This window comes from Candidatus Accumulibacter propinquus, from assembly GCF_056856495.1.
This window is the reverse complement of the sequence record NZ_JBSEHC010000003.1, coordinates 848,661-868,812: the sequence shown is the minus strand read 5'-3', so window position 1 is coordinate 868,812 and position 20,152 is coordinate 848,661. Positions and strand designations below refer to the sequence as shown.

At 63.0% G+C, this 20,152-nt stretch carries 14 protein-coding genes; 3 read left to right on the top strand and 11 right to left on the bottom strand.

What is annotated here, in order from left to right; genetic code table 11:
• The first annotated feature begins 555 nt into the window (after nucleotides 1-555).
• Nucleotides 556-1,860 carry a hemolysin family protein gene (locus tag AC15MQ_RS10025; RefSeq protein ID WP_483080010.1) on the top strand — a complete coding sequence of 435 codons (1,305 nt, stop codon included), beginning with the start codon at nucleotides 556-558 and terminating at the stop codon, nucleotides 1,858-1,860.
• 297 nt (nucleotides 1,861-2,157) lie between these two features.
• Here AC15MQ_RS10025 and AC15MQ_RS10020 read toward each other — a convergent pair whose 3' ends face one another.
• From AC15MQ_RS10020 to AC15MQ_RS09990, 7 genes are all read right to left on the bottom strand, one after another.
• Entirely contained in the window at nucleotides 2,158-2,619 is a 462-nt protein-coding gene (locus AC15MQ_RS10020) for a hypothetical protein (RefSeq protein WP_483080009.1), read from the bottom strand.
• Nucleotides 2,620-2,642: 23 nt separating this feature from the next.
• Nucleotides 2,643-5,747, bottom strand: a complete 3,105-nt coding sequence (locus tag AC15MQ_RS10015; RefSeq protein WP_483080008.1) for an efflux RND transporter permease subunit — start codon at nucleotides 5,745-5,747, stop codon at nucleotides 2,643-2,645.
• Between the two features lie 9 nt (nucleotides 5,748-5,756).
• The gene (locus AC15MQ_RS10010; RefSeq protein WP_483080007.1) at nucleotides 5,757-6,938 is read right to left on the bottom strand and encodes an efflux RND transporter periplasmic adaptor subunit; all 1,182 of its coding nucleotides are present in this window, start codon (nucleotides 6,936-6,938) and stop codon (nucleotides 5,757-5,759) included.
• A gap of 16 nt (nucleotides 6,939-6,954) precedes the next feature.
• Nucleotides 6,955-7,461: a hypothetical protein gene (locus AC15MQ_RS10005; protein ID WP_483080006.1), complete on the bottom strand. Its 507-nt coding sequence runs from the start codon at nucleotides 7,459-7,461 to the stop codon at nucleotides 6,955-6,957.
• Nucleotides 7,462-7,499: 38 nt separating this feature from the next.
• A complete protein-coding gene (locus AC15MQ_RS10000; protein WP_483080005.1) occupies nucleotides 7,500-8,720 on the bottom strand; it encodes a TolC family protein in 1,221 nt (406 codons plus the stop codon).
• Nucleotides 8,721-8,905: 185 nt separating this feature from the next.
• The gene (locus tag AC15MQ_RS09995) at nucleotides 8,906-11,101 is read right to left on the bottom strand and encodes a copper-transporting P-type ATPase (protein WP_483080636.1); all 2,196 of its coding nucleotides are present in this window, start codon (nucleotides 11,099-11,101) and stop codon (nucleotides 8,906-8,908) included.
• 110 nt (nucleotides 11,102-11,211) lie between these two features.
• Entirely contained in the window at nucleotides 11,212-11,721 is a 510-nt protein-coding gene (locus tag AC15MQ_RS09990; protein ID WP_287666599.1) for a hypothetical protein, read from the bottom strand.
• A gap of 410 nt (nucleotides 11,722-12,131) precedes the next feature.
• On the opposite strand from AC15MQ_RS09990, the gene AC15MQ_RS09985 reads away from it, so the two are divergent.
• Both AC15MQ_RS09985 and AC15MQ_RS09980 read left to right on the top strand, forming a co-directional pair.
• Entirely contained in the window at nucleotides 12,132-12,731 is a 600-nt protein-coding gene (locus AC15MQ_RS09985; RefSeq protein ID WP_483080004.1) for a hypothetical protein, read from the top strand.
• A 33-nt stretch (nucleotides 12,732-12,764) separates the two neighbouring features.
• Nucleotides 12,765-13,643: a hypothetical protein gene (locus AC15MQ_RS09980; RefSeq protein ID WP_483080003.1), complete on the top strand. Its 879-nt coding sequence runs from the start codon at nucleotides 12,765-12,767 to the stop codon at nucleotides 13,641-13,643.
• A 181-nt stretch (nucleotides 13,644-13,824) separates the two neighbouring features.
• Here AC15MQ_RS09980 and AC15MQ_RS09975 read toward each other — a convergent pair whose 3' ends face one another.
• The 4 genes from AC15MQ_RS09975 to AC15MQ_RS09960 form a co-directional block, all read right to left on the bottom strand.
• Nucleotides 13,825-14,076 carry an AarF/UbiB family protein gene (locus AC15MQ_RS09975; RefSeq protein WP_287666607.1) on the bottom strand — a complete coding sequence of 84 codons (252 nt, stop codon included), beginning with the start codon at nucleotides 14,074-14,076 and terminating at the stop codon, nucleotides 13,825-13,827.
• A 219-nt stretch (nucleotides 14,077-14,295) separates the two neighbouring features.
• Nucleotides 14,296-17,430: an efflux RND transporter permease subunit gene (locus tag AC15MQ_RS09970; RefSeq protein WP_483080002.1), complete on the bottom strand. Its 3,135-nt coding sequence runs from the start codon at nucleotides 17,428-17,430 to the stop codon at nucleotides 14,296-14,298.
• A gap of 35 nt (nucleotides 17,431-17,465) precedes the next feature.
• Entirely contained in the window at nucleotides 17,466-18,830 is a 1,365-nt protein-coding gene (locus AC15MQ_RS09965; RefSeq protein ID WP_483080001.1) for an efflux RND transporter periplasmic adaptor subunit, read from the bottom strand.
• On the bottom strand, nucleotides 18,827-20,056 hold the full coding sequence (locus AC15MQ_RS09960) for a TolC family protein (protein ID WP_483080635.1): 1,230 nt from the start codon (nucleotides 20,054-20,056) through the stop codon (nucleotides 18,827-18,829). Before AC15MQ_RS09960 ends, AC15MQ_RS09965 begins: the two co-directional genes overlap by 4 nt.
• Nucleotides 20,057-20,152: the final 96 nt, after the last annotated feature.

Genomic DNA, 20,152 nt, shown 5'->3' with positions numbered 1-20,152 from the left:
CAGTGATAATGTTGCGGACATGCTCTCTCCTTCACTTTGGTCGTCGCGCCAATCAAACGGCTCGAAGATGGACGGTTACAGGCGGGTGCAAGGCCTCGAAAACCTGGGGGATAGTTCCCCTGAGGCCGGAACTCTGTACGGCCCGAAGGGCCAGAAAACAGAGCGGCGAAAATGCAGAAGGGCAGCTTCGGTACATCGGTTTGCTGCCGGAGAAATTGCAGTCTATTGATTAATCTCGATTTGGTCAACCCGCATCGAAAATCCGGGAGCACAGCGCCTGCACCTGTGGCCCCGGAAATGCCTTCCGCATCGACTGCCGAGACCCTTTGCCGCAGCCTCCGGCCGAGCCGGCGGCGCAGATGATGGCCGTACCGTGGCCTCGCAATTCGGACCTGGAATCACCTTGTCAAGTTGGTCTGGCAGCGGCCAGGAAGTGCGGACCGAAGGTTTAGCGCCCGGAGGCGCTTGCCGGGAGAACGCCGCACTGTGGTAGTGTTACCACATAGCTCACCGTGGCGACAAGCCAGACGAACTTCTCTAGCGTCGCAACCATCTATGGACATCGTTCTCCTGCTCTTCCTGATCCTGCTCAACGGCGTTCTTGCCATGTCGGAAATCGCCGTCGTATCGTCGCGCCAGTCACGCCTGCAAAAGCTGGCTGACGACGGCAGTGCCGGCGCACGCTCGGCACTGGCGCTGCAACATGAACCGTCAATCTTCCTGTCCACGATCCAGGTCGGCATCACCTCCGTCGGGATCCTCAGCGGTGCCATCGGCGAAGCCACTCTGGCCATTCCGCTGGCGCAATGGCTGAGCGCGTTTCCGTCTCTGGAAGAGCACGCCAGCGGTTTGGCACTGACGCTGGTAGTCGTCGCGCTGACCTATTTCTCGGTGGTGGTCGGCGAACTGGTACCCAAACACCTCGGACTACTGGCGCCAGAACGCGTCGCCGCGCTGATTGCCCCGCCGATGAACCTGCTCTCACTCGCGGCACGGCCACTGGTTTGGCTGCTTTCATCGTCATCCAGCCTGCTGCTGCGACTGCTCGGTGCGAACCATCCGCAGGAAGCCGCGGTCAGCGACGACGAGATCAAGGTCCTGATGGACCAGGGCGCCAAAGCAGGCGTCTTTCACGCAAGTGAGCAGGCGATCGTCTCCAACGTGCTGCGCCTTGACGAGCAACACATCAGCGCGATCATGACCCATCGCAAGGACATCTGCCTGCTCGATCTGAGCGAAACCGAAGCGGAGATTCGCAACCGCCTCGCCGAGAGCCCCCACAAGCGCATGGTCGTCTGCCGTGACGGCCTGGAGCATGTGGTCGGCGTCCTGCGTACCAGCGACCTCCTCAAGGGAGCCCTGCGGGGCGAACCGCTCGCAATCGAGCCCTTTGTCACTCCTGCGCTCTACGTACCGGCCAGCGTCACGACAACACAACTCCTGGAGACGTTCCGCCGCGCCCGCCAACAGTGCGCGCTGATGGTGGACGAATACGGCGAACTGCAGGGCCTGGTCACGCTCACCGACGTGCTGACGTCGATCGTCGGCGACCTCCCGAACTCGGACACCCCCGAAGAGCAGGATATCGTCGTTCGCGAAGATGGCTCCTGGCTGGCTGACGGCAGTATCACCGTCGAACGCCTGAAGACCTTCCTCAAGATGAGCGCCGACCTGCCTGGTGAAGAAGAGCACGCCTTCAACACCCTGGGCGGTTTCATGATGTACATGCTAGGTCGCGTTCCTGTGGCCTCGGATCACTTCGAATTCGCGGACTGGCGTTTCGAAGTAGTCGACATGGACTGCAACCGGGTGGACAAGGTCCTGATCGCCAAGACAGTTCACCCACAGCCTCCGCCATGAGCGGGCGCTCTCCCTGAACTGCCACGACTCCAGGCACACGCCTCCAGAATACCGTCGGCACGCCAGCGCCTGGGCATGGTGGAGCTGTGCGGTGCCCTCGCCCAGGGATCGGCACGCCGCTTGGCGATCACCCTCCTACCCCTGTTTCCGGGCGCGTCGTAGATCCACCTACGTCAAGTACCGACCTTGGTCGTCGGCTGATCCATATGGGGACTTGCGCTTCGCATCGTCGTGCAGGAGGATCATTGCAGTGGAAGGCGAGCTACGGCAATGAACACCGCGTGCCGACCACAGTTCTCAATGCTTGTGATCTCCGTGTCCATCGGCGGCCGCCGTGAGCAGGGGCGTAAACCGCGCTTGCTCAGATCTCGCGCTTGCGAAAGCGACTGACACGACGACCTTCATCTGGGGATCTGATGCGTATTTCCCGATCCCTGTCAGCTTGTTGTCGCCGGACGGAGCCAGCGGTACCGTGATTTTCGATTTCGCAGCCAGGATCGTGGCCGTACCGGTAGCGCCCGCTGCGGGGACTTTCTTTTCGCCATGGTCGGTGAGATAGACAGTGACCGGGTTGTTTTTGGCTTCCGTGCTGTCCTTGGCGACTACCAACTCGAAATGGTAGCTGCCGGCCATGCGTAGCTGTCCGCCATTGGGCCCACTGATTTTGTCGAGAGCACCATCGTCATGGGCGAACGCGCCGTTACCGACGGACATCAAAGCAGCCACCATGGCCAGGCTCGGAATCAGGGTGCGTTGCATGGGTTCTTCCTCATAGGGTAGGGTTAAAAGGACTCTTTTGCTTTTTCGGCCAGCAAGCGTTGCAGGGGTTTCTCACCGAACAGCCAGAACATGACCGGCGTCAACAAGGTGTCGAGCAGGGTGGAGCTGATCAGTCCGCCAAAAATGACCACCGCCACCGGATGCAGGATTTCCTTGCCCGCCGCGTCGGCGGAGAGCAGCAACGGCGTCAGGGCGAAGGCGGCGACCAGTGCGGTCATCAGCACCGGCGTCAGCCGCTCCAGCGAGCCGCGCACAATCATCTTTCGCCCGAATACCTCGCCCTCAAAAGCGCAGAGGTTGATGTAGTGGCTGATCTTGAGAATGCCGTTGCGGGTGGCGATGCCGGTCAGCGTGATAAAGCCGACCAGCGCCGCCACCGACAGCGGTTGGCCGGAGATCCACAAGGCCACCACCGAGCCGACCAGCGCGAGTGGCACGTTGCCCATGACGATGGCCGTCAGCACCGCCGAACGGTAGCGGCTGTAAAGGACCAGGTAGATCATGGCCAACGATACCAGGGCCAGTACTGCAATCAGCCTGGCGGCCTCCTCCTGGGCTTGGAACTGCCCCTCCAGGAGAGGGAAGTAGCCCTCCGGCATCGATGTTCGGTCGATCTCGGCGCGGATGTCGGCAATGATCCGGCTCATGTCGGATCCATCGCTGTTGGCCGAGATGACGATGCGCCGGCGCGTGTTTTCGCGACCGATCTGGTTCGGGCCTTCGCCATCCTCGATCGTGGCGAGGCTGGCGAGCGGCACCCGACCGGTCGGCGTCTCGATCAGCAGGTTCTCCAGGCCGCGCTCGCCACGGGCTTCTTCCGGAAGGCGCAGGGTGAGGTCGAAACGGCGATTGCCTTCAAGGACCTGACCGACCCGTTCGCCGGCCAGCAACTGTTCGAGCCGCTGCAACAGCTCGCCGGAGGTGACGCCGTGGCGCGCTGCGGCGTCATAATCGACGCGGATCTTGTACTGCGGGATCAGCACCTGCTTTTCGATCTGCAGATCGGTAATCCCGGGTATTCTGGCCAGACGCTCCTTGAGGTCGCCGGCCAGCCCGCGCAGGGTATCCAGATCGTCACCGAAGATCTTCAGCGCGATCTGTGCCCGCACACCGGAAAGCAGATGGTCGAGGCGGTGCGAAATCGGCTGCCCGACACTGACCACCGCCGGCAAGCCGGAGAGGCGCTGACGAATGTCGGCGATGATCGCCTCGCGGCCACGTTCCGAGGCTTTCAGGTCGACCTCGATCTCGGAGGAATGGACGCCTTCGGCGTGTTCGTCCAGTTCGGCCCGGCCTGTCCGGCGGCCAACTTCGGTGACTTCCGGCACCGTCAGAAGCAGGTTCTCCGCTTGCGTGCCGATGCGATTCGCCTCGACGAGCGAGGTTCCCGGGTTGAGTAGCACGCTCACCGTCAGGGTGCCTTCGTTGAACGGCGGCAGAAAGGATTTCGGGAACCAGGGGACCGATGCCAGCGCCGTCGCCACGGTGATTGCCGCACCGGCCAGCAGGAGTCGGCCACGATCAAACGACCAGTTGAGCAGGCGTTCGTCCCATTTTTTGAGCCTGGATACCAGGGCACTGTCGCCGTCAGCGATGTGCTTCATCTTCGGCAAGAGGTAGTAGCACAGCACCGGGGTGAGCGTCATTGCCACCGCCATGCTGGCCAGAATGGAAACGATATAGGCCACCCCGAGCGGCGTAAACAGCCGGCCCTCGATCCCCGGCAGAGCAAACAGCGGAATGAACACCAGGACGACGATCAGCGTGGCATAGACGACACCCGAGCGCACCTCCTTCGAGGCCGCGGCAATGACTTCCAGTGCCGGCTTCGGATCGGGCAAACGGCGGTTCTTGCGCAGGCGGCGCAGGACGTTTTCCACCCCGATCACCGCATCGTCCACCAGTTCGCCGATGGCAATCGCCAGCCCGCCGAGCGTCATGGTGTTGATCGACAAGCCGAAGTAGTGGAAGACCAGCGCGGTGAGCAGAAGTGACACCGGAATGGCGGTCAGCGAAATGAAAGTCGTGCGCAGATTGGCGAGAAACAGGAACAGGATGACGGCCACCATGATCGCGCCGTCCCGCAGCGCCTCTTCCACGTTGCCCACCGAGGCTTCGATGAAATTGGCCTGCCTGAAGAGGAACTGCGGTGTTTCGACCCCCGGCGGCAGACTCTTGCCCATCTCGGCCAGAGCTCTTTCGACGGCGCGCGTCAAGGCCACCGAGTCCGCCGTCGCTTGCTTTTGCACCGAGAGAATGACCGCCGGCTTGCCCTTGAAACTGCCATCGCCGCGCTTGATGGCCGGCGCAAAGGTGACCGAGGCGACCTGCCGGAGCAGGATCGCCTGCCCTTTACGCGTCGCCACCGGCTGGTTCTGCAGGTCTTCGAGCCGGCTGCTGCGGCCGATGTTGCGGATCAGATATTCGCGTCCGCCCGCATCGACGAAGCCCCCGGCCGTGTTGCCGCCGAAGTTTTTCAGCGCCGCTTCCAGTTCGCTCAGCGTCACTGCCACCGCCTGCATGCGGGCCGGATCGGGTTCGATGCGGTACTGCTTGACCTGGCCACCGATGGCAATGACCTGCGCCACGCCCGGGATGGTCAGCAGGCGCGGGCGCATCACCCAGTCCGCGTATTCCCGGACCTGCATCGGGCTGACCTTGTCGGGGTCGGCTGGCAAGGCGATGAGCAGGATCTCACCCATGATCGACGAGATCGGCCCCATCTGCGGAACGATGCCCTGCGGCAACTGCTCGCGCACCAGGTTGAGACGTTCCGCGATCTGCTGGCGGTTGCGGTAAATCTCGCTTCCCCACTCGAACTCGACATACACCACCGACAGGCCGATGCCCGACACGGAGCGCACGCGCGTCACGCCGGGCATCCCGTTCATCGCTGCTTCAACGGGGAATGTGATCAACTGCTCGACCTCTTCCGGCGCCATGCCGCCGGCTTCGGTCATCAGCGTGACCATCGGCTTGTTGAGGTCGGGGAAGACGTCTACCGGCATCCTGCGCACGGTCAGGGCGCCATAAATGATCAGCAGCAACGAGACGCCAAGCACGATCAGGCGCTGTTTGAGGCTGGCGTTGATGATGAAATCGAACACGGCGCTCCCTCAACGAATCTGGGAGAGTGATGCGGCGCCGTGCACGACGACCCGCTCGCCGCCGCTCAGCCCGTCGGTCACGGCCACCGAATGGCCGTCCAGCGGCGCGATCCTGACCTTGCGCGAGACAAAGCGCTCGGCGCTTTCGTGCACCCAGACCACCGATTCATTGGCCGCATTGCGCACTACGGCGACGAGGGGAACGGCGACGCCGGACTGGCGCTCGCTGGTCTGGGCCAGCACTTTGAGTGTCTGGCCAACCGCAACCAGAGGCAGCACGCCGGTTTTCGGCAATTCGACACGGAACAGGACCGGCATCGCCTGCTCCTTGAGGCTGCGCCCGATGCCGACGAAGGCCAGATCGAGAACGCCGCCGGCCACCGGCGCGCTGGCCCTGGCCAATCCGTCGAGCAACAGCGGGTCGTAGGCCAGCGCCTCGACCGCCAGGCGCTGCGGATCGATCACCTCGAAAACCACGTCCCGCGCATCGACTACCTGACCCACGACGGCGTTGGCCGCACTGACGACACCGCTGACCGGCGCCACCAACGCTTCACGGCCGAGGCTGCCGCCGACCGCAGCTTTTCGCTGTTTGACGGCGGCGAGTTCGATCTGTGCCTGCTCGATATCCTTTTGCGGAACACTGCCTTGCAGTTGCCTGAAGCGTGCGACACGGCGTTCGAGGACAGTCTCCTGCGCCGCGAGTTCGGCCAGCGCTGACTGCTGCGAACCGCGCTCGATGGCGCTGGCCGCCGGCTGCAGCCAGGCGAGCACCTGTCCCTTGCCGACCCGCTGGCCGAGTACCGCGAGCCCCTTCGGGCCGGCCTCGATGCGCCCGCTCTGGAAAGTCTGCACGCGTCCGCCAGCATTCGGGTCGCCGACGACGCGGCCATTGAGTTCGACGGTGCGGGGAAACTCGCCTTTGAGTGCCGCCTGGGTGCGCAGGGCGAGTTGCCGTTGTGCCGATTTCGGCACGAAGACGCTGCCATCCGGCAAGCGCAAGGCAGGCTCGATGAAGGTCGCCTGTCCCTGGGCGTTGACTGTGTTGACTGTGGCGACCGCCAGCGGGGCTGGAGCGGGTTTCTTCTCATCGCCATGGTCCTCACCGCCGTGCGCCCAGACCTGAACCGTGAGAACACCAGCCAACAGCAGGACAAGAGCGTGACGGCCTGAATTGTGGTAGTCAGACATGGTGAATGGCCCTTTCTTACGCTTGGCGACGCAGGCGACGCGCGACCAGGCCACCGCAGAGCAAGACCAGCGAGATTCCTGCGAAGAGCCACCACGGACGTTCGGTAGTTTCCTTAGCGGACGCTGCCGCCGGGACTTCTCCCACCTCCAGAGTGGCGGAGAGCAGATCGACGATTTCCCCTACCTGAATCGTCAGCGTTAGGGGGTGTTTGCCGGCCTGGGCGAGGGCGGCGGCGGGTAATTGATAGACCCCGTCGGCCATCGCGGTGGCGATACCCTTGGTCCCTGGCCCCTCGACTTCGATCTGTGCGCCTTGAATCGGCCCGTTGTCGCTGGCGCGGTCGACATAGATGAGGAGATCCTTGTCGGCAAGCACCCCGACGATTTCCACATCCTCGCTGCGCACCTCGAAGCGTGGCGCCAGCCGGACATCGGCCGGCTTCGCAGTGGCCCCGTGGTCATGGCCTTCATGGGCGATGACCGGCGCAGACAGGGAATACAGCGCCGGCAGAATAACCGCCATACAAAAAGCGGCCGATGTCGGGATGAATGATGGTCGGGTCACGGCGTGATTCCTCGAGCCTGATTCAGATTGGCCTGCGCGGCGGAAAGTCGGGAACGGCTGCGGACCCCTTCGATACGCGCCTCGGTGGCCTGGGACTGGGCGCGCAGCAGTTCGACGAGCGAGGTCTCGCCAAGCTCGAATGAGCGGCGCATCAGCGTCAGGCGCTCCGCCGCGGCTTGCTCGCGCTCGACCGCCAGCGCCGCACCGAGAGCGGCCGATTCGAGCTGCGCCTCGGCTTCGTGTACATCCGCCTCGACTTCGGCAAGGAGCCGCCGATAGCGGGTCTCGGCCTCGATCAAGACCGTGTTGGCGCTGGCCAGCGGCGGCGCATTGCGCGCTGCGACGGCCAGCGGGATGCTGATGGCAAAACCAATGCTGTCGCGCGGGGTGGCACCAGATAGTTCACGATCGCGGCGATAGAGCACACCGATACTCGGTGCCTCGCGGCGCGACTCCTGAGCGAGTTTGAGTGCCGCGCGGGCGCGCTCGATGACGGCCTGGCCGGCGACGACGCGGGGATCGACCTCCCGATGGGTGGTCACCGCGACCGGTTCCTGCGGGTTATCCGGCAAGCGGTCAGTACCAGTCAGCACCCGGTAGCGTTGCAGGCTGCGCACCACCCCGACTTGGGCGTCGGCAGCGGCTGCGCGCGCACTGGCGGTTTCCTGCCGGGCGAGCAACAGGTCGGAGCGGGCAATTTCCTCCACTTTGAACCGCCTGCCGACATCCGATTCGAGTCCTAGCGCGGTTTTCAGGCGTTCAGCGGCAATCTCTGCTTCACTCCTGGCCATGACCAGCGTCCATAGCGCCCGGCGTAGTTCACCGGCCACAGCGAGCCTTGTCGCCTGGATGTCGCCTTCGTTCTCTTCGCCTTCGGCCTCGGCCAGGCTCCTGCGCGCAGCCTTTTGTCCGGGCAGCCAGAGCGGAATGGAAATGCCGATTTCGCTCTCCTGGTTACCCAGATCGCTGTTCCAGCGGTCGGTCCGGTGCAAAGCGTCAATTTTCGGGGCGGCAGGAAACCAGGATTCGGCCACCGCTCGGCTGGCAGCGACTTCGTCCCGTTTCGCCTCTGCCGTTCGCCCCTGTGGGGAATTGGCCCACGCTTTCTCGAACACCTCGCGCAAGGTTTCCGCCTGCGCGGAGCCTGCTGCGGCAAGCATCACGGTCAGAAGGGTGACCGCCAGCCGTGCCTTCACCTCAAGCGGATAACAATGCATCGGAAGCGCCCATCGTGAATCACTGATGGGCGCGATGTTGCCGGATGCTGACCAACAGAAAGCTGACTGAAAAATTACATATTTGTAAGCAAGTTGGCGCTGCGCGGCGACTCCCCAGATCCATCATGGCAACCGTGGTTGCACAGCGTGGCTTTGCCAAATTCTCCCTTATGCCTTCGCCTCATTCATAGCTTGACGCGATTCAGACGCAGGGCGTTGGTCACCACGGACACCGAACTGAGCGCCATGGCAGCCCCGGCGAAGACCGGCGACAGGAGTAGGCCGAAAGCCGGGTAAAGCACGCCGGCGGCAATCGGGATGCCGAGCGCGTTATAGCCGAAGGCGAAAGCGAGGTTCTGGCGGATGTTGCGCATCGTGGCGCGTGACAGAACAGCGGCGCGCGCAATGCCGCGCAGGTCGCCTTTCACCAGCGTCACGCCGGCGCTTTCCATGGCCACGTCGGTGCCGGTGCCCATGGCGATGCCGACGTCGGCCTGCGCCAGCGCCGGCGCGTCGTTGATGCCGTCGCCCGCCATCGCGACCTTGCGTCCTTCGGCCTGCAGGCGCTTCACATGACCTGCCTTGTCTTCGGGCAGCACCTCGGCGAGCGCTTCGTCGATGCCGAGTTTCCGGGCAACCGCTTCGGCGGTGCTGCGCGAATCGCCAGTGAGCATCACGATGCGCACGCCCGCACTCTGGAGCGCCGCAATCGCTTCCTGGGTGCTTTCCTTGATCGGATCGGCGACGGCCGCCATTCCTGCTGCCGCACCGTCAATGGCAAAGAACACCACCGTCTTGGCTTCGGCACGCCAGGCTTCCGCCCTGCCTTCCCACTGCTGCGTGTCGACACCGCGCTGGGTGAGAAAGCTGCGGCTACCGACCAGCACAGCCTTGCCATCGATCTCCGCTTGCACGCCCAGGCCGTTGACGGCATCGAATGCGCCAGCCGTTCCCGGCGTCAGGCCACGCGTCTTGGCGCCCTCGACGATCGCCAACCCGATCGGATGCTCGGAAAGCTGTTCGACGCCTGCGACGAGCGCCAGCGCTTCATTTTCTGCAAGGCCCTCGGCAACGAAGTCAGTCAGCGCGGGATGGCCGAGCGTCAGCGTACCCGTCTTGTCCACCACCAGGGTGTCGATGTCGCGCATCCGCTCGATCGCCTCTGCGTTGCGGAACAGGATGCCGGCGCGCGCGCCTTGCCCCATGGCGACGGTCATCGAGATCGGTGTGGCGAGGCCGACAGCACACGGACAGGCGATGATCAACACGGCAACGGCGTTTACAAAGGCGTATGCAAGTCTCGGCTCCGGACCAAAAAACCACCACGTGAGCGCCGTCACGACGGCAATCGCCACGACAACCTGGACGAACCAGGCGGCGATAACGTCAGCCAGCCGCTGGATCGGCGCACGCGTGCGCTGCGCTTCACCGACCATGTGAACGATACGTGCCAGCAGCGTGTCCGCACCGACGCGTTCGGCGAGGATCAGCAAGGCCCCATTGCCGTTCACCGTGGCCCCGGTGACCTTGTCGCCGGCCGCTTTGGCCACTGGCACGGGCTCGCCGGTGATCATGGATTCGTCGATGCGACTCGTGCCCTCGAGTACCGTGCCATCCACGGGCACCTTCTCACCCGGCTTGACACGCAGCCTGTTGCCGACGACAACCGTCGCCAGCGCCACCTGTTCCTCGCTACCGTCGTCGCGTAGACGCCAGGCCAGGTTGGGCGCGAGTTTCAGCAATTGTTGAATCGCCTGGCTGGTCTGGCCCATCGCTCGCAACTGCAGGAAATCGCCCAGCATCACCAGGGTCACGATCACTGCCGCCGCCTCGAAATAAGTCCCTATTGCACCGTCATGCTCGCGGAATTCCGCTGGAAACACGCCGGGGAAAAACACGGCGGCGAGGCTGAACCCATAGGCAAGCCCGACCCCGAGCCCGATCAGCGTGTACATGTTGAGCTCACGATGGACAAGCGATAAGTAAAACTTGCGCAGGATCGGCCAGCCGACCCACAGCACCACCGGTGTCCCCAGCAGAAACTCGACACAGCCACGTGGCCGCGGCTGCAGACCGAACAAGTCGTGAAGGCCGATCATCGGCGACATCGCAAGGACGACGAGTGGAATTGACAACGCGATACCGAACCATAGCCGGCGCGTGAGGTCACGCAATTCGGAATCGTCAGTGTTTACAGTCCCCGCGACCGGTACCAGCGCCATCCCGCATTTGGGGCAACTGCCGGGCTGCGGGCTGCGAATCTCCGGATGCATGGGACAGGTATATTCGGCGACACGCGGGATGGCCGCGAGGATCGGTATCAGGACCATGCCGCACTTCGGACAACTGCCCGGTGAGTCACGCACGATCTCCGGGTGCATCGGGCAGGTGTAACGGGGGCTGCGCGTTCCCGCTACAGCGCCTGGAGGCGTGGATCCCGTGTGTGGATGATCGTGAGCGTGCCCCTGATGCGAATGATTCACCTCTGCCTTCATGGCCGGATCCTCGTGACGTCGTGGGTTAGGATCGCGCTTTGCGCGCTGTGCCGGCCGAACAGCACAGAACTTGCCGTTCGATAGACAGCCACCATTACGGGCGGCAAGATCAGCCACTGCAATAGCGGGGAAAGACCAATGCCAAAAATCGTCGGCATGCTCGCCGTATAACCCCAGTTGCCGACGCGATAGACGTTGTACCATTCACTCCATGCGGTAAAAGCCATCGCGCCAATCATCACAATTGCGCCGCCCGCCCATGGGCGCGACACTGGCCAGTTCGCGCGCCAGAGCACCACGCCGGCCAGTGCGAACATCACAAGTGCAATCATGACATCGCCCAAGGTGCAATGAAGCAGCGCCCATGCGACACTCATGCCGTCCGCGGCTGCCCAGATCGTATAGAGCCTGACCTGCGCGATTTCCCACACCAGATTCAAAACGAAGGCGAGTGCCGACCACAGGCCTGCCCGTGCCATAGCGCGCGGATCCCGTCCGCGCTTCATCTCCCCATCATCCCGCCACTCATCGTCCCGGTGGTCATTCCGCCACCAAAAAACAGCAATAGCACGACTGCGGCGACTAACGCGATGACAAGAACCATCTTGACTGTAGCGTCCATGATAGGGGCTCCTTTCAGAGGGTGAATTGAGCACGATGACACTCGGGGAATGGCTGCGATACGCACACCGCTTTCGCCGCCGTTGACGCCGCCCAACAGCTTGCCGATTTTTCACCTTACCGTGTCTTGCCCACCGTGGTCTGTGGGTCACCACACAGAGGTTATGAATGATCGGCTTTTGATTGCCAAGTATTTCGTTGTCGATCAGTAAGTTATATCCTCCCCTGGTAACTTCTCAGAAAGTGGTGGAGCTTCCCGGTGTAGGGGTGCGTTAACTGTGATTAAATCTACCGCATGCTTTCGTCGCCACCCGATTTCCCATTTGAGTTGCTCTCGCCGCTGCCGGAAGGCGAGTTGCCGTGGTTGCGGTCGCTGGTCGCGCGTCTGGACCATCTTGCTGGCGAGAATGCCGAACTGAAGGTACAGGCGTTGCAGCAGGCTGAAACCATTCGGGAGTTGCGAGACGAGATTGCCGTGCTAAAGGGTCAGAAGGGTCGGCCGAAGCTGAAGCCAAGCCGGATGGACCAGGAGACGGACAAGGATAACCAGCGCGGCGGCAGAGGGCGTGGCCAACGCCGCCCTTCTGGTCAGACGGCGAAGACCGCTCGCCTGGAGATTCATGAAGAACGCACGATAGTGGTGGGCGATGTGCCGGAAGGGTCACACTTTCTGGGCCACCGCGCCTTCACGGTGCAGGACCTGAAGATCGGCCCGCACAACACCCGCTTCCTGCTCGAACGTTGGGCGACCCCGGACGGCCGAGTACTGACGGCCGATTGCCCTCCGGAGCTGGGCGGACGGCATTTCGGTCCGGGCCTGCGTGCCTTCATTCTGTACCAGCACCACCACTGCCACGTCACGCAGCCGAAGCTGCACGAGCAACTGCGCGAATGAGGCCTCGACCTCTCCGTCGGCCAGATCGACGCCTTGCTGGCGTCTGGTCAGGAGGCCTTCTCGGCCGAGAAGTCCAGCCTGCTCAAAACGGGCCTGGCCGTCAGTTCGGCCGTCACGGTCGACGACTCCGGTGCGCGCCACCAAGGCCAGAATGGCTACGTCACCGTCGTCAGCGGCCCGACCTTCGCCTGGTTCGGCAGCGCCGACAACAAGAGCCGTATCGGCTTCCTGACCCACCTGCATGACGGCCAGCCGTCCTATGCGCTGAACGGCATCGCCCTGGGCCACCTGCAGAAACAGGGATTGAAGGCGGCGCTTGTCGAGTTGCTGCAGACGAATCCGTTTGCCGGTGACGACTGGGCGGCGTATCTCAACAGCCTCGGTATCTGCGATGAGCGTCGCCGTCGCATCGCCACCGAGGCCGGCTTGTTGGGCGGCCTCGTGGCCAAAGGCATCCATCCGATGCTGGCCATCGTCAGCGATGGCGCCGGGCAGTTCGACCTCCTGGAGCACGGCCTCTGCTGGGTGCATACCGAGCGATTGGTACACAAGCTGATTCCGTCCAACGCGGTCCAGCGCGGCGAGCAAGAACGCGTGCGCGGGGAAATCTGGGCCTACTACGCCGATCTCAAGGTCTACCGGGCCGCGCCAGCGCCGGCGGACACAGAGGCGCTGACCGCGCGATTCGAATCCCTGTTCGGCCAGCGCACCGGCTGGGTAACGCTCGACCGTCTGCTCCGGCGTATCCGACAACATAAAGGCGACCTGCTCCGGGTGCTGACGGACCGGACATGCCGCGGCACACCAACGCCAGCGAGACAGACATCCGGGACTACGTCAAGGTGCGCAAAATCAGCGGCGGTACCCGCAGCGATCTCGGCCGCCAGTGCCGCGACACCTTCGCCAGTCTGAAGAAAACCTGCCGAAAGCTCGGTGTCTCCTTCTGTGCCTATCTCACTGACCGCCTCACCAACGCCGGCAAAGTGCCGCCCCTCGCCGACCTCATGCGCCAACGCGCCGCATGAGCCGCACCACCAGTTCTTGAGAAGCTACCGAGCCCCGCCTGATATGCAGGAAATATGCGTATGGGGTGTTAAAAACCGGTTAACGTGACCGGCGTGTTCATCGACCACGGCATCGCTTCGGGGTGCCGTCTGGCGTAGAAATCCACCCGTTCGCCGGCCGAGAACTCCAGCGTGAGCACCCTTCCCCGCGAGTACTCGGCGACGACATCCGGAATCCAGAGGTCAGGAAAGTCTGCCATCGTGGTGCGAAAGAGCACGATGGAACGTGCTTCGCGATTGAAATCGGTCTCCCGGTCAAGACTCTTGGCAAACTCACGCACCACACCACTACAGGGAGGTCGAGTACGCGTAGACTCGGAAAGAGCGTTTCGCCCAGTGCTACCAGGTAGCTCAATGCCGCGATATCCGTGTCGATCATTATCGCCATGTGATTCTCCCGACCGTGATAGGACGGCCGTTCACCGGGTGGCGACCACTGCCGCGGTCAGGGGCAAACTCGTCTTTCACATCATTCTCTCCTTGCGCTGAGACACACCCGCTTATTGCTCGCTTCCCCGCTTCAGCGACCATTGCTTGACCAGCGAGTAGATCGCCGGAATCACCGCCAGCGTGAGCACCGTCGACGAAATCATCCCGCCCACCATCGGCGCTGCGATGCGGCTCATCACTTCCGAACCAGTACCGGTCCCCCACAGGATCGGCAACAGGCCGGCCATGATCGCTACCACGGTCATCATCTTCGGCCGCACGCGCTCGACGGCGCCTTCCATGACTGCCGCGTAGAGGTCGTCGACGTTTGGCGCGCGCTCCGCCGCGCGGCACTTCGCCTTGACCGCTTCCCAGGCGTGGTCGAGGTAGATCAGCATGATCACACCCGTCTCGGCCGCCACCCCGGCGAGCGCGATGAAGCCGACGACCACGGCTACCGACAGGTTGTAGTCGAGCAGCCACATCAGCCAGACACCGCCGACCAGGGCGAAAGGCACCGAGAGCATGACGATCAGCGTTTCGGTGAGGCGCTTGAAGTTGAGATAGAGCAGGAGGAAGATCGATAACAGCGTTACCGGAATGACGATCTTCATTTTCTCGATGGCCCGTTCCATGTACTCGAACTGGCCGCTCCAGGTGACGTAGTAGCCGGGCGGGAATTTGACCTGTTCGGCGACGGCCTTTTTCGCGTCGGCGACGTAGCCGCCGATGTCGCGGTCGCGGATGTCGACGTAGATATAGGCCGAGAGCAGCGCGTTCTCGGTGCGGATGCTCGGTGCTCCCTTGGCGACGACCACCCTGGCCAATTGCCCGAGCGGGATCATCGCCCCGTCCATGGTCGGGATCAGTATCTCGCGGGCGATCTGTTGCGGGTCGCTGCGCAGTTCGCGCGGATAGCGAATGGTGACGCCGAAACGCTCGCGACCCTCGACCGTGGTGGTCACCATTTCACCGCCCAGCGCGGTGCCGATGACGTCCTGCAGCTCACCGACGGCCAGCCCGTAACGGGCCAGTTGCTCACGGTCGGGTTCGATGTTGAGGTAAAAACCGCCGGTAATCCGTTCGGCGAAGGCGCTGGTCGTTCCGGGAACGGCTTTCACGACGGCCTCGATCTCCTTGGCCAGCTTTTCCATCTCGCCGAGATCCTTGCCAAAAACCTTGATGCCGATCGGTGTGCGGATACCGGTCGACAGCATGTCGATGCGCGCCTTGATCGGCATCGTCCAGGCGTTGGCCACACCGGGGAACTGCAGCGCCTGGTCGAGTTCGGCAATCAGCTTGTCGGTGGTCATGCCGGCGCGCCATTCGGATTCGGGCTTGAGGTTGATCACCGTCTCGAACATCTCGGACGGTGCCGGATCAGTCGCCGTGTTGGCACGCCCGGCCTTGCCATAGACCGAAGTCACCTCGGGAAAGTTCTTGATGATCTTGTTCTGGGTTTGCATCAATTCGGCCGCCTTGGTGATCGACATGCCGGGCAGCGAAGCCGGCATGTAAAGCAAGGTTCCCTCGTTGAGCGTTGGCATGAACTCGGAGCCGAGCCGGGAGGCCGGATAGAGCGAGAGAGCCATGGCGAGAATGGCGAGCAGGATCGTCAGCTTCTTCCAGCGCATTACGCCGGCGATGATCGGTCGATAGACCCAGATCAGAAAGCGGTTCACCGGATTCTTCGCTTCCGGCAGGATCTTGCCGCGGATGAACAGCAGCATCAGCACCGGTACCAGGGTGATCGACAGCAGCGCTGCACCGGCCATCGCGAAGGTCTTGGTGTAGGCAAGTGGCGAGAACAGGCGGCCCTCCTGACCTTCCAGGCTGAAGACCGGCAGGAAGGAAACGGTGATGATCAAGAGCGAGAAGAACAGCGCTGGCCCAACCTCCTTGCACGCGGCGAGCATGGCCTCGGCGCGATCGCTGTTCGAGTGGCTATCGGGCAGACGTTCCAGGTGTTTGTGGGCATTTTCGATCATCACGATGGCGGCATCGATCATCGCGCCGATGGCGATGGCAATGCCGCCCAGGCTCATCAGATTGGAGTTCATGCCGAGCAGACGCATGGCGATGAAGGCGATGAGGATGCCGACCGGCAGCATCAGGATGGCGACCAGCGCGCTACGCACGTGCAGCAGGAAAACGATGCACACCACAGCGACGATGATCGATTCCTCGAACAAGGTTCGCTTCAGGGTGTCGATGGCGCGGTGAATCAGCTCGGAACGGTCGTAGACGGTTTCCACCGTCACCCCCGCGGGCAAGCCAGGGCCGATTTCGGCGATTTTGGCTTTCAGGTTATGGATCACCTCGAGAGCGTTCTGGCCATAGCGCGCCATGGCGATCCCCGACACCACTTCACCTTCGCCGTTGAGTTCGGTGAGGCCGCGCCGTTCATCTGGTGCCAGTTCGACGCGGGCGATGTCGCGGATCAGGACGGGGGTCCCCTTCTCGCTCTTGACAACCAGCATCTCGAGGTCGCTTTGTCCCCGCAGATAGCCCTTGCCGCGGACCATGTACTCGGTTTCGGCCATTTCCACGACCCGGCCACCGACGTCGCGGTTGGAATCGCGGATCACCTGCGCGACCTTCATCAGCGGGATGCCATAGGCGCGCAGCTTCACCGGGTCGACGGTGACCTGATAGGTCTGCACGAAGCCGCCGATCGACGCCACTTCAGCAACGCCGTGCGCCTTGCTCAGTTGATAGCGCACATACCAGTCCTGGATGGTACGCAGTTCGGCCAGAGTCTTGTCTTTGGCGAGCAGTACGTACTGGTAGACCCAGCCGACGCCGGTGGCGTCCGGCCCGAGTGACGGCGTGACGCCTTTGGGCATGCGGCTGGAGGCAAAATTGAGGTATTCGAGCACACGCGACCGTGCCCAGTAGATGTCGGTGCCGTCCTCGAAGATGATGTAGACGAACGACGCGCCGAAGAAGGAAAAGCCGCGCACCACCTTCGATTTGGGCACTGACAGCATGGCGGTGGTCAAGGGATAGGTCACCTGATCCTCAACTACCTGCGGCGCCTGACCGGGGTACTCGGTGTAGACGATGACCTGCACGTCCGAGAGGTCGGGCAAGGCGTCGATCGGCGTGCGCAGGACGGCGTAGATGCCGCCGATGGTAACGAACAGGGTAGCCAGCAGGACCAGGAAACGGTTCCTGCCCGACCATTCGATGATTTTCGCCAGCATGGCGCCGAATCTCCGTCAATGTCCGTAGTGGTCGGTCAGTGACCGGCGTGCGGGTTGGCACCGGCGACAGCCTTGGCTCCCGTCGTGGGTGCCGCGCCGTGGTCGGCGTGGCCAAAGCCGCCGACCGCCGCCCTGAGATTGCTTTCGGCATCGATCAGGAAGTTGGCGGCAACCACCACCCGTTCGCCGTCCTTTACTCCCTCGATGACTTCAAGATAGGTGTCGCTGCGGGCGCCGAGCTTGACCTCGCGCGGTTCGAAGCGGCCTTCGCCCTGCTGGATCAGGACAATCTGGCGCGTGCCGCTGTCGATGACGGCGGAAACCGGCACGGTGACCGCCGCCGCCATGCCCGATACCGCCAATTCCACCTTGGCGAACATCGAGGGCTTGAGCAACAGACCGGGATTGGCAAGTTCGACTCGCACCGGAACCGTTCGCGTCTGGGTGTTCAGCGTCGGATAGACATAGGTGATTGTGCCTTCGAACTTCTTGTCCGGATAGGCGTTGATCATGACTTTGGCCCTGGTTCCGGACTTCACCAGTCCGATGTCCTGCTCGAAGACGTCGGCGATCACCCACACGGTGGACAGGTCGGCCACTTGGTAGAGCGCGTCACCGGGCATGAAGCGCATTCCCTGCACGGCCTTCTTCTCGGTCACGATGCCGCTGACGGGCGAGCGAAAGGTCAGCGTGCGCCGGGTATTCCCGGAACTCGCCAGGTCCCGGATTTGCTCGTCAGAGATGTCCCAGTTCTTCAGTCGAGTGAGGCTCGCATCGGCCAACTGCTGCATGCCGCTGCGGGTTTCACTGCCGGACTTGTTCAGCAACTCGACGCCCTGAACGGCAATCGCGTATTCGCGTTGCGCAGAAACCAGCTCCGGGCTGTAGACTTCGAACAGCGGTTGCCCCTTGCCGACCCACTGACCGGTCACGTTCACCAGCAGTCGCTCGACGTAGCCCTCGAACTTCGGCGCGATCGCATACTGGCGGCGTTCATCCGGCTCGATACGCCCGACGGCGCGAACGATCCGCTCCAACGAGCGCCGGCTGGCGGCCTCGGTTCTGACGCCGAGCTTCTGAACCTTGTCGGTGCTGATCCTGATCTGGTTCGTGGTGGCCGCCGCCTCGTCCCCCTCATTGGCTTCGCCCGCGTAGACCGGGATGTAATCCATTCCCATGGGGTCCTTCTTCGGCGTCGGCGAACTGTCGGGCAAGCCCATGGGGTTGCGGTAATAGAGGATCTTGCGCTCATTCTTTGCCGGCCCAGCCGACTCGGTGGCAGCCTGCAGCGTCGCTTCGTCATGGCCGGAGGCATTCCGTTTGCCGGCCCAATAGCCACCGCCGGCCGCCAGAGCAGCAACAACCAGGGCACCGGCCGCGATTCGCGCACCCAGCTTCATAGATCTTCTCCCAAGAGACGTTCAATTTCTGCGAGGCGCACCTGCCCTTCGGCCTGCGCCTTGATCTGCTCCTGCCTGGCCTGGCGAATTTGCCGCTGGGCATCGAGTAGCGTCGCAAAATCCAGCTTGCCGTTTTCATAGCCAGCGAGGGCGGCCTTGAACGTCAGTTCGGCCTCGGGCAGCAGATCGTCGGTCGCCAGGGCTTCGATCCGACGCGCGCCATCGATGCCGGCAAGGTTCTCTGCCAGTTCGGCGAGCACCTGGTGGGTACTTGCCTCCCGACGCGAGCGGGCGGCGGCCAGCATGGCCTCCGATTCGCGCTCCTGTGAGCGGCGCGACGATAGCTGCAGCGGGATGTTCATTTCGACCATCACTTCCCATTCCTTGATCGCACTCTGGTACTGGATCGGCCCGGCGCCGATAGTGAAGTCGGGGTAGCGGTTCCGGTAGGCGAGTTCCCGGCTTTTTTCTGCCGCTTTGATTTTGCTTAAGTCAGATGCCAGCAGCGGGTTACGGGTGCGGACTCGTTCCTCCAGTATGGCGTAATCGAGCCGGGCGGGCGCCGGCAGCGGACGAAGTCTTTCCGGTTCGGCCAGCGGTGCCGCGGCGGGCCGTGCCAGCAGGGCATTCAGGCGCGTGCGCAGGTGATGTTGCTCTGTTTCCAGGGTCACCAGTTCGCTGCGCAGCCGGGTCTGCTCGACCTGGGCACGAATAACGTCCTGCAGAACCGCGAGACCACCGCTGTAGCGTGCCTGTGCGATCTTTTCGAGGCGCCGCATCAAGTCGAGTATCTCGCGCGTCAGGCGCTCGTTCCGATGGACGTAATACCACTGCGCGTAGCTCGTCTTGATCCTGGCCGCGATGTCCGACCAGGTGCCCAGGGCGCGCCCTTGGGCGCTCTCGCCTTCGAGTTCCGCTACTTCGCGTTTGAGATCGCGCTTGCCGAACCACGGAATGTCCTGCGACAACAGGTAACGCGTACTACCGACGCGGCTCGGCGATAGCGTCGGGTTCTGGTCGCCGAATTTGGTGATGTCCCGCAGTTCCATCCTGAACTTGGGGTCGGGCAGGGCGCCCGCTGGCGTCGCACGTTCGGCGGCCGCGGCCGCTTCCGCCTGCATCGCGGCGTATTCCGGATTCCGGTCCCTGGCGAATTCGAGCAGACTTTCGACCGTACGGCCGATAGCTGCCTCCTGCGACAGCGCAGGTGCCGCCAGACCGAGCATAAACCACAAGACCAATGTCCTCGTGGGCGTGACTCCTCGCATGCAACCTCCTTGAACAATGGAAATCACGTATTCTGGCAGCGAAGCCTACTACGC